The organism is Micromonospora sp. SD19 (assembly GCF_054462275.1).
In genome coordinates this window covers 492,300-504,421 of sequence record NZ_JBTLMN010000002.1, presented here as the reverse complement: position 1 = coordinate 504,421, position 12,122 = coordinate 492,300, and the positions used below count along the sequence as shown (strand labels likewise).

The 12,122-nt window shown below is 71.6% G+C and carries 12 protein-coding genes; 3 read left to right on the top strand and 9 right to left on the bottom strand.

Annotated features, from left to right (window positions below; translation table 11 throughout):
* Positions 1–8: 8 nt before the first annotated feature.
* Positions 9–1,574 (bottom strand): amidohydrolase, encoded by a 1,566-nt coding sequence (locus ACX27O_RS09460; RefSeq protein ID WP_030327598.1) that lies wholly within the window; start codon positions 1,572–1,574, stop codon positions 9–11.
* A gap of 4 nt (positions 1,575–1,578) precedes the next feature.
* Positions 1,579–2,640, bottom strand: a complete 1,062-nt coding sequence (gene kdd, locus ACX27O_RS09455) for an L-erythro-3,5-diaminohexanoate dehydrogenase (RefSeq protein WP_455648662.1) — start codon at positions 2,638–2,640, stop codon at positions 1,579–1,581.
* 142 nt (positions 2,641–2,782) lie between these two features.
* Between kdd and ACX27O_RS09450 the strand changes: the two genes are divergently transcribed.
* On the top strand, positions 2,783–4,174 hold the full coding sequence (locus ACX27O_RS09450; RefSeq protein WP_279515684.1) for a KamA family radical SAM protein: 1,392 nt from the start codon (positions 2,783–2,785) through the stop codon (positions 4,172–4,174).
* Positions 4,175–4,227: 53 nt separating this feature from the next.
* Here ACX27O_RS09450 and ACX27O_RS09445 read toward each other — a convergent pair whose 3' ends face one another.
* Together ACX27O_RS09445 and ACX27O_RS09440 are read right to left on the bottom strand one after the other, a co-directional pair.
* Positions 4,228–5,292, bottom strand: coding sequence for a hypothetical protein (locus ACX27O_RS09445; protein WP_458939275.1), 1,065 nt, complete (start codon positions 5,290–5,292; stop codon positions 4,228–4,230).
* Positions 5,292–5,855, bottom strand: a complete 564-nt coding sequence (locus ACX27O_RS09440; protein WP_036410537.1) for an RNA polymerase sigma factor — start codon at positions 5,853–5,855, stop codon at positions 5,292–5,294. Before ACX27O_RS09440 ends, ACX27O_RS09445 begins: the two co-directional genes overlap by 1 nt.
* 109 nt (positions 5,856–5,964) lie before the next feature.
* Here ACX27O_RS09440 and ACX27O_RS09435 point away from each other — a divergent pair, with 109 nt between their 5' ends.
* Complete coding sequence (locus tag ACX27O_RS09435) at positions 5,965–7,107, top strand: low temperature requirement protein A (protein ID WP_458939274.1); 1,143 nt, start codon at positions 5,965–5,967, stop codon at positions 7,105–7,107.
* 19 nt (positions 7,108–7,126) lie between these two features.
* Here ACX27O_RS09435 and ACX27O_RS09430 read toward each other — a convergent pair whose 3' ends face one another.
* Positions 7,127–7,786 (bottom strand): polysaccharide deacetylase family protein, encoded by a 660-nt coding sequence (locus tag ACX27O_RS09430; RefSeq protein WP_458939273.1) that lies wholly within the window; start codon positions 7,784–7,786, stop codon positions 7,127–7,129.
* Between the two features lie 407 nt (positions 7,787–8,193).
* Positions 8,194–8,388 carry a CsbD family protein gene (locus tag ACX27O_RS09425; protein WP_088989634.1) on the bottom strand — a complete coding sequence of 65 codons (195 nt, stop codon included), beginning with the start codon at positions 8,386–8,388 and terminating at the stop codon, positions 8,194–8,196.
* A gap of 157 nt (positions 8,389–8,545) precedes the next feature.
* Between ACX27O_RS09425 and ACX27O_RS09420 the strand changes: the two genes are divergently transcribed.
* Entirely contained in the window at positions 8,546–9,157 is a 612-nt protein-coding gene (locus ACX27O_RS09420; protein ID WP_458939272.1) for a histidine phosphatase family protein, read from the top strand.
* Here ACX27O_RS09420 and ACX27O_RS09415 read toward each other — a convergent pair.
* The 3 genes from ACX27O_RS09415 to ACX27O_RS09405 form a co-directional block, all read right to left on the bottom strand.
* Complete coding sequence (locus ACX27O_RS09415; protein ID WP_357635067.1) at positions 9,087–9,593, bottom strand: Lrp/AsnC family transcriptional regulator; 507 nt, start codon at positions 9,591–9,593, stop codon at positions 9,087–9,089. The two genes, ACX27O_RS09420 and ACX27O_RS09415, sit on opposite strands and share 71 nt — an antisense overlap.
* Before the next feature lie 108 nt (positions 9,594–9,701).
* Positions 9,702–10,844: an acyl-CoA dehydrogenase family protein gene (locus ACX27O_RS09410; protein WP_458939271.1), complete on the bottom strand. Its 1,143-nt coding sequence runs from the start codon at positions 10,842–10,844 to the stop codon at positions 9,702–9,704.
* Positions 10,841–11,950, bottom strand: a complete 1,110-nt coding sequence (locus ACX27O_RS09405) for a M24 family metallopeptidase (RefSeq protein ID WP_458939270.1) — start codon at positions 11,948–11,950, stop codon at positions 10,841–10,843. Before ACX27O_RS09405 ends, ACX27O_RS09410 begins: the two co-directional genes overlap by 4 nt.
* Positions 11,951–12,122: the final 172 nt, after the last annotated feature.

Genomic DNA, 12,122 nt, shown 5'->3' with positions numbered 1-12,122 from the left:
CTGCTCGCTCACGACGACCCTTCCTCGTAGATGACCTCACCGCGCAGCACCAGCCGCCGACACACCGGCAGCGGCGTCGGGTCGTCCGGACCCCACTGCTCCGGGTCCTCGGCCAGCAACACCGGCAGACCCCGCTGCACCCCCGCCGGTGTCGACCACACCGCGAACGTCGCCGGCGCACCCAACGCCAGAACCCCCTCGACGTCCAGGTGCACCGCCCGCCACCCACCCCGGGTGTGCGCCGCGAACGCCGAGCGCACCCCCATCCGCTGCGCCGGGTTGTGGTGCGCCGCCGCCGCCCGCACCGACCCCCACGGGTCCAGCGGCGTCACCGGCGAATCCGACCCGAACGCCAACGCCACCCCCACCGAGTGCATCGCACCCATCGGGTTCGACTCCAACGACCGGTCCAACCCCAACCGCGCCTCGTACATCCGACCCGCGCCACCCCACAACCGGTCGAACGCCGGCTGCATGCTCGCCACCACCCCGTACTCCACGAACCGCGCGATCAACCGCTTGTTCATGATCTCCGCGTGCTCGATGCGGTGCCGGGCCGCCCGCAATCGCTCCACCCCCACCGTCCGCGCCGCCGCCGCGAACCCGTCCAGGACCGTGCCGATCGCCGCGTCACCGATGGCGTGGAACCCGCCCTGCAGGCCGTGCGCCGCACAGTCCAGCAGGTGATCGCGGACCTGCTCGGCCGTCAGGTACCCGTGCCCGCACCCGTCACCGTCGCCGTACGGCTGCGACACGTGCGCCGTCCGCGACCCCAAGGCCCCGTCGGCGAACAGGTCCCCACCGGCGCCCACCGCACCCAACTCCCGGGCCCGCGCCGCGCCACCCAGCTCACCCCAGTACCCGTACACCTCCGGCAACCCCGCCCCGGAGATGCCCAGCAGACCGGTGAAGTCCTCCTCGTCGGAGATCTCCGGACCACCGCACTCGTGCACCGCCGCGATGCCCAACGACGCCGCGTGCGCCAACGCCACCCGCTGCGCCGCGACCCGCTGCGCCCGACTCACCGACCCCTGCGCGGCCGCCCGCACCACATGGTGCGCGTCGCGCCGCAACCACCCCGACGCGTCGTACCCGGCCTCGGTCGCCGCCTGCGGACACGCCGCCAGCATCGCCGAGGACACCAACGCCGAATGGATCGACGCCTGCGACAGGTACACCCGCCGGCCACCGGCCGCCCGGTCCAACGCCGCCGCGTCCGGCAACGTCGGATCCGACCAACCCGACTCGTCCCAGCCGTGCCCCAGCACCACCGCGTCCGCCGGCAGACCGGCCGCGAACCCGGCCACCGCGTCGAGCAGCTGCCCCGCCGAGCGCACCCGCGACAACTCCAGCCCGGACAACGCCAACCCGGTGTCGGTGGCGTGCACGTGCGCGTCCACGAACGCCGGCGTCACCAGCGCCCCACCCAGGTCCACCACCCGGTCGGCCGACGGCGCGTCACCATCGGTGCCCAACCAGGCGATCCGCCCACCGGACACCAGCAGCGCGGTCGCACTCGGGTCGGCGGGGCAGTGCAGCACGCCGCCGCGATACAACGTCGAGGGGTTCGTCATGACCTCAGTCTGCCGCGACCCGCGCCGCGAACAGCTGACGCACCCCCGGCTCGGCCCGCAACAACCCCAACGCCAGCTCCGCGTGCCCCGGCACGTACCCGTTGCCGACCAGCATCGTCACGTCCGCCGCCAACCCCTCCGCACCCAACGCCGCAGCGGAGAAGCTCGTCGCCATCGAGAAGAAAATCACCGTGCCGCCGTCCGCGGTGGCCAACACCGCCCCGTGCTCACACCCCGGCACGTCCACGCAGACCACCGTCACGTCCGCCGGGGCACCCAACGCGGTGGTCACCGCCGTGGACAACCCCACCGGGTCGCGGGCGTCTGCCAACGCCACCACCGACGCCAGACCGACGGCCGTCAGCGCGTCGCGCTCCGCCGCCACCGGCACCACCCCGACGGTACGGGCGGCGCCCGCGCGCCGTGCCGCAGCCAGCGACAGCGACCCGCTCTTGCCCGCTCCACCGATCACCGCGACCCGCACCGGCGACGGGTCACCGGCGCGCCGCCGGTCCTCGACGTAGCGCGACACCACCCGGGCGGTCAGCGCGGGCGCCCCGCACACGTCCAGCACGGCCAGGGACAACTGCGGGTCCTCGTCCTCGGGCAGCACCGCGGCGATGGACCGCGCGAACAGGATCGCCCACCCGTCGCACGGCACCTGCTCGCTGCGCCCGTCCCAACGGGCCAACCCGTCGGTGATCACCAACGGCGTCAACGTCAACGACACCAGGGTGGCGACCCGCTGGCCCGCCCTGAGCCCCAACGGGGAGCGCCGACCGGCCTCCTCGACAGTGCCGATCAACATCCCACCCGACCCGGTCACCGGGTTCTGCATCTTCCCCCGGGTCGAAATGATCTCCAGCACCTCGGCGCGGACCGCGTCACCGTCACCGCCGTGCTTCTCCGACAACTGCCGGAAGCTCGCCGCGTCCAGGTTGAGCCGCTGCACCCGGATCCGCACCTCGTTCGGCGCGATCACCGCCGACGTGTCCAGCCGCCAAGCCGCCTGCGGCAGCACCCCCGCCGGTTGCACGACGCGGTGCAGTCCCACCGGTGACGTCACGCCGACCTCCCCCTGTCCAGCCGCCCGAAGCCCCGGTCAAGGCTCGCGTAACGGGAAAACTTACGGCAGACTAGTTTCTGTACCGAATATTTTCCAGTAGCCTTCGGGCTTCGATGATCAGCCGCACCACCGAGGAGGGGCCGTGACCCACACCATCCCGCACCCCCGTCACGCCCCGGTCGCCGCACCGACCGCCGGGCAGCCCTACGAATACCACCGCCGCCCCCTGGTCGAACCGGACTGGACCCGCTTCCCCGGCTGGCGCCACGTCACCCGCGACCAGTGGGAATCCGCCCAGTGGCAGCGCGTCAACTGCGTCAAGAACATCAAGCAGCTCCGCACCGTCTTCGGCGACCTGATCGACGAGACCTTCTACGCCGACCTCGAGGCCGACCAGAAGGCCCTGGCCACCATGTCCATGCTGGTGCCACCGCAGATGATCAACACGATGGTGCCGTTCGCGACCCCCACCACCGAGGCACTGCTCGCCGACCCCATCCGCCGCTACATGATCCCGGTCGCCTCCGACCGCCGCACCGACTGGCCCTCACACCCCTACGCCAGCCGCGACAGCCTCCACGAACACGACATGTGGGTCGCCGAAGGGCTCACCCACCGCTACCCCACAAAGGTCCTCGCCGAGCTGCTCTCCACCTGCCCCCAGTACTGCGGGCACTGCACCCGGATGGACCTCGTCGGCAACTCCACCCCCGCCGTCGACAAACTCAAGCTCACCCTCAAGCCCGTCGACCGCTACGACGCCCACATCGCCTACCTCAAGGCTCACCCCGGCGTCCGCGACGTGGTCGTCTCCGGCGGCGACGTGGCCAACGTCCCCTGGCGCAACCTCGAGTCGTACCTCATGCGCCTGCTGGAACTGGAGACGGTCCGCGACATCCGGCTCGCCACCAAAGCCCTCATGGGCCTCCCCCAGCACTGGCTGCAACCCGACGTCGTCGAAGGCCTGGAGCGCGTCGCCCGCACCGCCGCCCGCCGCGGCGTCAACCTCGCCATCCACACCCACGTCAACCACGCCCAGTCGCTCACCCCACTGGTCGCCAAGGCCGCCCAGACCGCCCTCGACGTCGGCGTCCGCGACGTCCGCAACCAGGGCGTGCTCATGCGCGGCGTCAACGCCACCACCCCGGAACTGCTCGACCTCTGCTTCGCCCTGCAAGGCGAAGCCGGGATCCTGCCGTACTACTTCTACATGTGCGACATGATCCCCAACGCCGAGCACTGGCGGGTCCCGGTCTGGCACGCCCAGCAGCTCCAGCACGACATCATGGGCTACCTCCCCGGCTACGCGACCCCCCGGATCGTCTGCGACGTCCCGTTCGTCGGCAAGCGCTGGGTGCACATGCTCACCGACTACGACCGCGAGCGCGGCATCTCCTACTGGACCAAGAACTACCGCACCTCCATCGAGTCCGCCGACCTGGAGGCGCTCAACAAGCGCTACGCCTACTACGACCCGATCGACACCCTCCCCGAGGGCGGCCAGCAGTGGTGGAACGACCACCGCGACGACTGACCCACCAACGGCGACACCCCCGAGCAGACTGCCCGGGGGTGTCGCCGTTCCCGTCACCGGCAGCCCAGGGCCTCGACGTACCCTGTCGGCGACGTCCCCGCCGCGACCTCGTCGGCGTACCTCCAGAACACCTCCGGCCAGTCACCGGCCTGATCCATGTCCCGCAGCACCCGCCAGCCGTGACTCCCCCGCAGCGCCTCAGCGGCCTGCCGTGCCGCCTCCTCATCCCCGCTCGCTGTCGCCCGCCGCCACTGCTCAATCCACCCGCAACCCACCCGGGACGTCACCCCCACGCCGAACTGGTACGAGTCGCTGACCCCGATCTCCTCCAGCGCGGCCATATCGAACCCCGGCGGCAACGGCACGTCGGCGAGCACCTTCGCCGCCCGCTCCCGCACCGGCACGACCATCTCCGCCGGAAGCACCGCCAACCACGTCCGCGCATCCACCCGAACGATGGCCGCGAGAACCCGGTCCAGGTCCTTCCGCGACCAGTTCTCGGAGGACTTGATCTCCACGACCAGGTCGTCGCGGGGACGCAACAGCACCGTGAAATCACCGCTGAGGCTCTGGAACACATCAGCCGGCCAATCGTCCACCCGCACCGACCTTCCCGGCCCCGTCTCGCGCTGATTGGCATACCGGTCCGCGTACACGGACGCCGGATACCAGTTCATCTCCAGTTCCCGCGCACCCCGGCGAAACCTGACAGTGCCATAGTCCTGGGAGAACTCAGACAGCGCCGCCACCGTCCAACCGGTCTGGTCGACCAGTAACCGCGGGCTCCTCTCCGCCGCCTCCACCGCCGACGGCGGAAAACCGGCCCCGGCTCGCGCACCCGCGCTGACGAGCGGAGAGACCGTGTCGTCCTCGCCCTGCCCCCGCAACACCATGGACGCCGGCACGATGCTCACGAGCACGGCCGCCGCCGTCATGACGCCCGCGAAGCGACGCACCCACAACCGCCGCGGCGCCGACCCGACGGTACGCCGGACCAACGACTCGGACACGATGTCCTCCAGGAGGGTCTGCTTCACCCCGCCGAGGTCCCCCAACATCCCGAGCCCACCCGGGTCGGCATCCCGAACCAGCTGGTCGACACGCTCCTCCGTGCTCATCAGTCCTCCTTGCGGGTGGATGCGGTCAGTACGTCGAGTACATGTCCGGGCGGCCCCGGATCGTCGCCGACCAACGCCCGCAACCTCACCCGCGCCCGCGACAACCGGGTCCGGACCGCCGCGGCGGACACGCCCAGCACCGCGGCCACCTCATGCGGCTGCAGCCCCTCCCACACCGTCAGCATCAGCACCTCCCGGTCCATCTCGGCCAGACCCGACAGGGCCGCCCGAACGGCAAGCCGCTCCGGCACCTCACTGCCCGGATCGGTCACCGACGCGGCAATCTGCTGGCGTAACCGCTCACCGAGGCGCTGCCGGCGAACACCCCCACGGTGATGATTGGCCAGCACCCGCCGCGCGACCCCGTACAGCCACAGCCGGGCCGCGCCGGCAACCGGAATGTCCTGCCGGCGACGCCACGCCACCAGGAAGGTCTCCGCGACCACGTCGGCCGCGTCCTCCGGATGCGCGACCCGCCGCAACGCGTACGCCAACAGCGACTCGAAATCCTCGGCGTACGCCCGCCGGAATCGGTCCTCGTCCTGCTCTGTCCCGGGGCTCACACCCACTCCATGTCCGGTGCGCCCCCAACCGTGACAGTCCACAGGCACTCCCCAGGAGAATCACCAACCCGCGAATGCCGTGCACCGCCTGCGGCTAGCGTCCACCACCATGGGACACCCGAGGACAGCGCCCGAAACGGGCACGGCCGACGGGGTCACGCTCGACGAAGTCTTTTTCGACGTCGTGTTCGTGCTCACCGTCACCCAACTTGCCGGCGCCCTCGAAACCCACCTCAACTGGGCTGGATTCGGAAGCAGCGCCCTGATCTTCGGCCTGCTCTGGTACCTCTACACCGGCTACGCCTGGCTCAACAACCACCTGCCACCCCGACGGAACGCCACCAGGCTGATGCTTTTCACCGGCATGGCCGGCTTCCTGCTCACCGCCGTCGCACTACCCGACGCCCTCACCCACACCGGCGCTCTCTTCGCCGTCGGCTACCTCGTCGTCGTCGCCGTCCACCTCATCCTGTTCCTTCACTCCGACGCCCGCAGCGGCGCACTCCGACTCGCTCCCTACAACATCGCCGCCGCGCTCCTCGTCCTGGCCGCCGCCGCCTTCACCGGCCCCGCCGTGCCCGCCCTCTGGGCCGCCGCCGTCTTCACCCAGTCCGTCCTGCCCTACCTGCTCCCCCGCCTCTCCTGGACCGGCGCTCCCGCAGCCTTCCACCTGCGACCGGCGCACTTCGTCGAGCGACACGGCCTGCTCGTCATCGTCGCCCTCGGCGAATCCGTCGTCGCCATCGGCATGGGCGTACCGACCGAAGATCTCACCGCCGGAAAGGCCGCCGCGATCGTGCTCGCCCTCGCCCTACCCGTCGCCCTGTGGTGGACGTACTTCACCGACACGCGACCCGCCGAAGCTGCCCTCGCCGCCGCCGCACCGGCCACTCGCACCCGGCTGGCAGCCCGCGCCTACGTCCTCCCCCACTTCCTGTTGCTGATCGGGGTCATCGCCACCGTCAGTGGCCTGCACGCCGCCGTCGCCCATCCCGATGAGCCGGCTACCCCCGGTGCCGCCCTCGCCCTCAGTGGTGGCGTCGCGCTCTACCTGATCGGCATCACCGCCACCCGCCGCGCCCTGCGCCTCCCCCTCCCCCTCCCCCTCCCCCTCCCCCTCAGCCGACCCACCACCGCGCTAGCGGCGCTGGCAACCACCGCCGTCGGCCCTGCCCTGGCCGCCCCCGCCCAACTCGTCGCCGTCACCGGCGTCGTGGTGCTGATGCTCGTGACCGACACCCTGCGCGCCTAAATCGACGTCAGCGCACCGGTCAGGCCTCACCCAGTACCTCGGACAACGGCGCCGGCACCAGCCCTCGCTTGCGCAACCCGGCCAGGATGTGCGGCAACGCCTCGTCGGTCATCGCCGCGTTCGCCTCGGTCACATGCATGATCACCACGGATCCGGGGCGGACGTGGTCCAGCACCGCGCGCACCAACGGCTTCCACGCGGTCGCGAACGGATCACCGCTGACCACGTCCCCGTCGACAACCGTCACACCCAACGGCGCCAACGCCTCCAACGCCGCCGCGTCGTGGCAGAGCCCCGGAAAGCGGAAGTAGCGGGTCTGCCGACCCCCGTACGGCTTGATCACCTCGAAGGTCTTCGACACGTCCCGGGCCAGTTCGTCGACCGGCAGTGCGGGCAGGTCGTAGCAGTCAGTGGTGAACGCCGCGTGCCCGTAGGTGTGGTTGGCGAGTTCGAAGCGCGGGTTGTCGGCGATCCGCCGGGTCACGTCCGGGTACCGCTGCACCCACTTGCCGGTCAGGAAGAACGTTGCCGCCACCTGCTCCCGCTCCAGCAGGTCGAGGATGCGCAGGTTGGCGTACGACTTCACCCGACCGGCCCGCAGACTGGCAAGCATGGCGTCGGTCATGTCCGCGTCGAAGGTCAACGCGACCTTGTTACCGGTCCGCGGCCCGTTGTTCACCACCGGCGCCCTGGTGCCCGTCGGCGTCGCGCCCGGCACCGAGGCAACCGCCGACGGCGACGGGACACCGGCCGACGGAACAGCCGGGTCGACACCTGCGGACGGCCCCACCGAAGAGGCAGCGACCGACGGCGCGACCGACGGCGCGGATGGGTTCGACGACGCGGACGAGCCGACGAAGACCGGCTGGCCCGAGGGAGGCACCCGGGACGCTTCACACCCGGCACCGCCAAGAATGGCCGCCACGACCAGTACGCCAGTTAACGGGCGAAGCCCAGATCGGATCACGCCGCAGATCATCGCAAACGCGAAAGCCGTTCACTGCCCCCTGCGGTGTCGTCGTGAACGCCCACAGCACGACGGGTCCCCGGGCGCATCGCCGCCCGGGGACCCGCGAACCGCTCAGGTCACTTCGTGAACGAGTCCTTCACGTTGCGACCGGCGTCCTTGACGTTCTGACCGGCCTGCTTGGCGCGCGCGTCGCTCTGCTGGCTGGCGCCCTCGCCACGCATCCGCTCGTTGTCGGTCATATCGCCGACGCGCTCCCTCGCGGCGCCGGCCATCTGCTCAACCTTGTTCTTTGCCTTCTCGGTGAAGCTCATCGCGCCTCCTCGGTCTGGCGGTTGTCCTGGCTCGTGTGCCCGGTCTCCGGGTGCTGAAACCGGCGGTGCCGGTCGGCACACCCTGTAAGGTGTCCTAGGAAGATAGGTTGTGGTGGGGTCGGCTGTCGGGGCAGTCCCACGATGGTTAACTGGCCGCATGGGAGAGCTCCTGCTGATCCGGCACGGCGAGACCACCTGGAGCGCCAGCCACCGGCACACCTCGTACACCGACCTGGAGCTGACCCCCGACGGCGAGCGACAGGCCCGCACGCTGGCGGCGTTCCTGGCCGCCCGGCGCTTCGTCACCGTGCTGGCCAGCCCCCGCTCCCGGGCGCTGCGCACCGCGCAGCTGGCCGGGCTCACCGTCGACAGCGTCGACGAGGACCTCAGCGAGTGGAACTACGGCGAGTACGAGGGCCGCACCACCGTCGACATCCACGACGACGATCCGCACTGGAACATCTGGACCGACGGCTGCCCCGGCGGGGAGTCCCCCGGGCAGGTGGGCGAACGCCTCGACCGGGTGCTGGCCCGCGTCACCCCGCTGCTCGACCGGGGCACCGTCGCGCTGGTCGGGCACGCGCACAGCCTGCGGGTGCTCGGCGCCCGCTGGATCGGCATGCCACCGTCCACCGGTGGGCGGCTACGCCTGGACACCGCCACGGTCAGCGCGCTCGGCCACGAACACGGCCGGCAGGTCATCCTGCGGTGGAACCAGCCGGCTCCTCCGGCGCCCGGGACCGCGACCGACTCGGTGCCGCAGCGTTGATCTTCGGCGGCCGGTTCTCGTACGGCGTGGACAACACCACGGTCGTGCGGGTGGTGACGTTCGCCGAGGTGCGGATCTCCTGCAGCACCCGCTCCAGGTCGGTGGGGCTGGCCACCCGCACCAGCAGCAGGTAGAAGTCCTCCCCCGCCACCGAGTAGCACGAATCGATCTCCGGCAGGTGGGCCAGCCGCTCCGGGGCGTCGTCCGGCTGCGACGGATCGAACGGCCGGATCGCCACGAACGCGGTCAGCGGCAGATCCAACGCCTCGAACGACACCCGGGCGGCGTACCCCTTGATCACTCCGCGCTGCTCCAGCCGGCGGACCCGCTGGTGCACCGCGGACACCGACAGCCCCACCCGCTCGGCCAGGTCGGTGTACGACAGACGGCCGTCGGCGGTCAGCGCGGCGACGATAGCGCGGTCGATCTCCTCCACGGCGTGCAACCTACCGGGAAAATCGTCGCACGGCGACGCGGTACCTCCGGTGGCGGACCGCGACAGGCCGTGACGCACCCACCGCGACCGCGCCACCGGGCGCCGCCGTCAGCCCTTCGCGAGAGCCCGGGAGATCACCATCCGCTGGATCTGGTTGGTGCCCTCCACGATCTGCAACACCTTCGCCTCGCGCATGTACCGCTCCACCGGGTGGTCGGCCACGTACCCCGCGCCGCCGAGCACCTGCACCGCGTCGGTGGTCACCCGCATCGCCATGTCGGTGGCGAAGAGCTTCGCCTTGGCCGCCTCGATCGCGTACGGGAGGCCGGCGTCGCGCAGCCGGGCCGCCGCCAGGGTCAGCGCGCGGGCGGCGGAGATCTGGGTGGCCGCGTCGGCGAGGAGGAAGCCCAGCCCCTGGAAGTCGATGATGGAGCGCCCGAACTGCTGCCGCTCCCGGGCGTAGGAGACCGCGTAGTCCAGGGCGGCCTGGGCCAGCCCGACCGCGCACGCCGCGATGCCCAGCCGACCGGAGTCCAGCGCGGACATCGCGATGGTGAAGCCCATCCCCTCGCCGCCGATCAGCCGGTCCGCCGGCACCCGGGCCTCGTCGAAGGCGATCTGCGCCACCGGAGAGGCGCGCAGCCCCATCGTCCGCTCCGCCGCCTGCGGGGTGATGCCCGCCGTGCCCGCGTCGACGACCAGGCAGGAGATCCCCTTCGCGCCGGGCCCGCCGGTGCGGCAGAAGACGTTGTAGAAGTCGGCCGTCCGGGCGTGGGTGATCCATGCCTTGGTGCCGGAGACCAGGTACGCGTCGCCGTCGCGCTCGGCCCGGGTGCTCAGCGCCGCCGCGTCCGAGCCACCCTGCGGCTCGGAGAGGCAGTACGCGCCGAGCAGCTCGCCACCGAGCATGTCCGGCAGCAACTTGCGCTGCTCGTCGCTGCCGAACGCGGCCACCGGATAGCAGGACAGGGTGTGCACGCTGACCGCCTCGGCGACGGCGAGCCAGCGGCTGGCCAGGATCTCCAACACCTGCAGGTACACCTCGTACGGCTGCGCCGCGCCGCCGTACTCCTCCGGGTACGGCAGGCCGAGCAGCCCGGCGCGGCCCAGCGTCCGCAGCACCTCACGGGGGAACTCGGCGCGTTCCTCGAAGGCCGCGGCCTTCGGCGCGAGCTCGCCGTCGGCGAGCTCGGTGGCGAGACCCAGCAGGTCGTGGGCCTCGTCGGTGGGCAGGATCCGGTCGACAGTCATAGCGCGATGAGCTCCGTGGGGGTGGTGTTGAGCCGTTGCACGCCGTCCGTTGTGCAGACGACGATGTCCTCGATGCGGGCGCCGTGCCGGCCCGCCAGATAGATGCCCGGTTCGATGGAGAACGCCATGCCGGCCTCCAACGCCCGGTCGTTGCCGTCCACCAGGTACGGCTCCTCGTGCCCGTCGAGCCCGATGCCGTGGCCGGTGCGGTGCAGGAAGGCGGGGCCGTAGCCGGCGGCGGCGATCGGCTCCCGGGCCGCCGCGTCGGCCGCCGCGCCGGTGATTCCGGGTCGCACCGCCTCGACGGCGGCGCGCTGGGCGTCGCGCAGCACCGCGTAGTAGTCCAGGAAGTCGGCCGGCACCGGCCCACCCACCAGATAGGTGCGGGTGCAGTCCGAGCGGTAGCCCGACGGCATCGTGCCGCCGATGTCGACCACCACCGGCTCGCCGGCGCCGATCGGCCGGTCGGAGGTGCCGTGGTGCGGGCTGGCCCCGTTCGGCCCGGCCGCCACGATGACGAAGTCGACGCTGACGTGCCCGGCGGCGCGGATCGCCGCGGCGATGTCGGTCCCGACCTCGGCCTCGGTGCGCCCGGGGCGCAGCCACTCGCCCATCCGCAGGTGCACCTCGTCGATCGCCGCGCCGGCCTCGGCGAGCGCCGCGATCTCCGCCGGGGACTTGCGGATCCGCAGCTCACGCAGCACCTCCCCGGCGAGGCGTTGCGCGGCATCGGGCAGCGCCGCGCGCAGGCCGAGGACCTGCTCGGCCCACATCCGGTCGGCGAGCCCGACCGCCGCGACCGGGCCGTCGAGGGCGGCCACGACCAGGGGGTACGGGTCGCTGCCGTCGACGTGGTCGACGATGCGCACCCCGGTGTTCGGGGCCGCCTCCGCCGCGGGGCGTTCCAGCCTCGGCACGATCAGGGTCGGCTCGCCCTCGGCGGGCAGCACCAGGCAGGTCAGCCGCTCCCCCGCGTGGGCGTCGTACCCGGTCAGATACCGCAGGTCGGAACCGGGGGTGAGCAGCAGGGCGTCCAGACCGGCGGCGGCCGTGGCGCGCTGCGCGGCGATCAGCCGATCGGGCGGATACAGCTCGTCGATTCCCACCCCGTCAGCTTAACGGTCGTTTGGGCAAACTCCCTATCGGCACCGCTCGGCCGGAAATCCATCGATGTTGATTGACTCGGACAGTTAACACTCTTTAAGATTTGGCTGCCTCGAGGCCCACCCGTACCTGCGTCCCGCACTCCCCGCCCGCGACACCCCGCGCGGGCGGGTG

What these genes read in the sequence shown, in the direction of transcription:
- ACX27O_RS09420 (WP_458939272.1), top strand. Translation starts at nt 8,546, where the DNA reads ATGGGAGAGCTCCTGCTGATCCGGCACGGCGAGACCACCTGGAGCGCC.
- ACX27O_RS09445 (WP_458939275.1), bottom strand. Translation starts at nt 5,292, where the DNA reads ATGAGCACGGAGGAGCGTGTCGACCAGCTGGTTCGGGATGCCGACCCG.
- ACX27O_RS09410 (WP_458939271.1), bottom strand. Translation starts at nt 10,844, where the DNA reads ATGACTGTCGACCGGATCCTGCCCACCGACGAGGCCCACGACCTGCTG.
- ACX27O_RS09460 (WP_030327598.1), bottom strand. Translation starts at nt 1,574, where the DNA reads ATGACGAACCCCTCGACGTTGTATCGCGGCGGCGTGCTGCACTGCCCC.
- ACX27O_RS09425 (WP_088989634.1), bottom strand. Translation starts at nt 8,388, where the DNA reads ATGAGCTTCACCGAGAAGGCAAAGAACAAGGTTGAGCAGATGGCCGGC.
- ACX27O_RS09435 (WP_458939274.1), top strand. Translation starts at nt 5,965, where the DNA reads ATGGGACACCCGAGGACAGCGCCCGAAACGGGCACGGCCGACGGGGTC.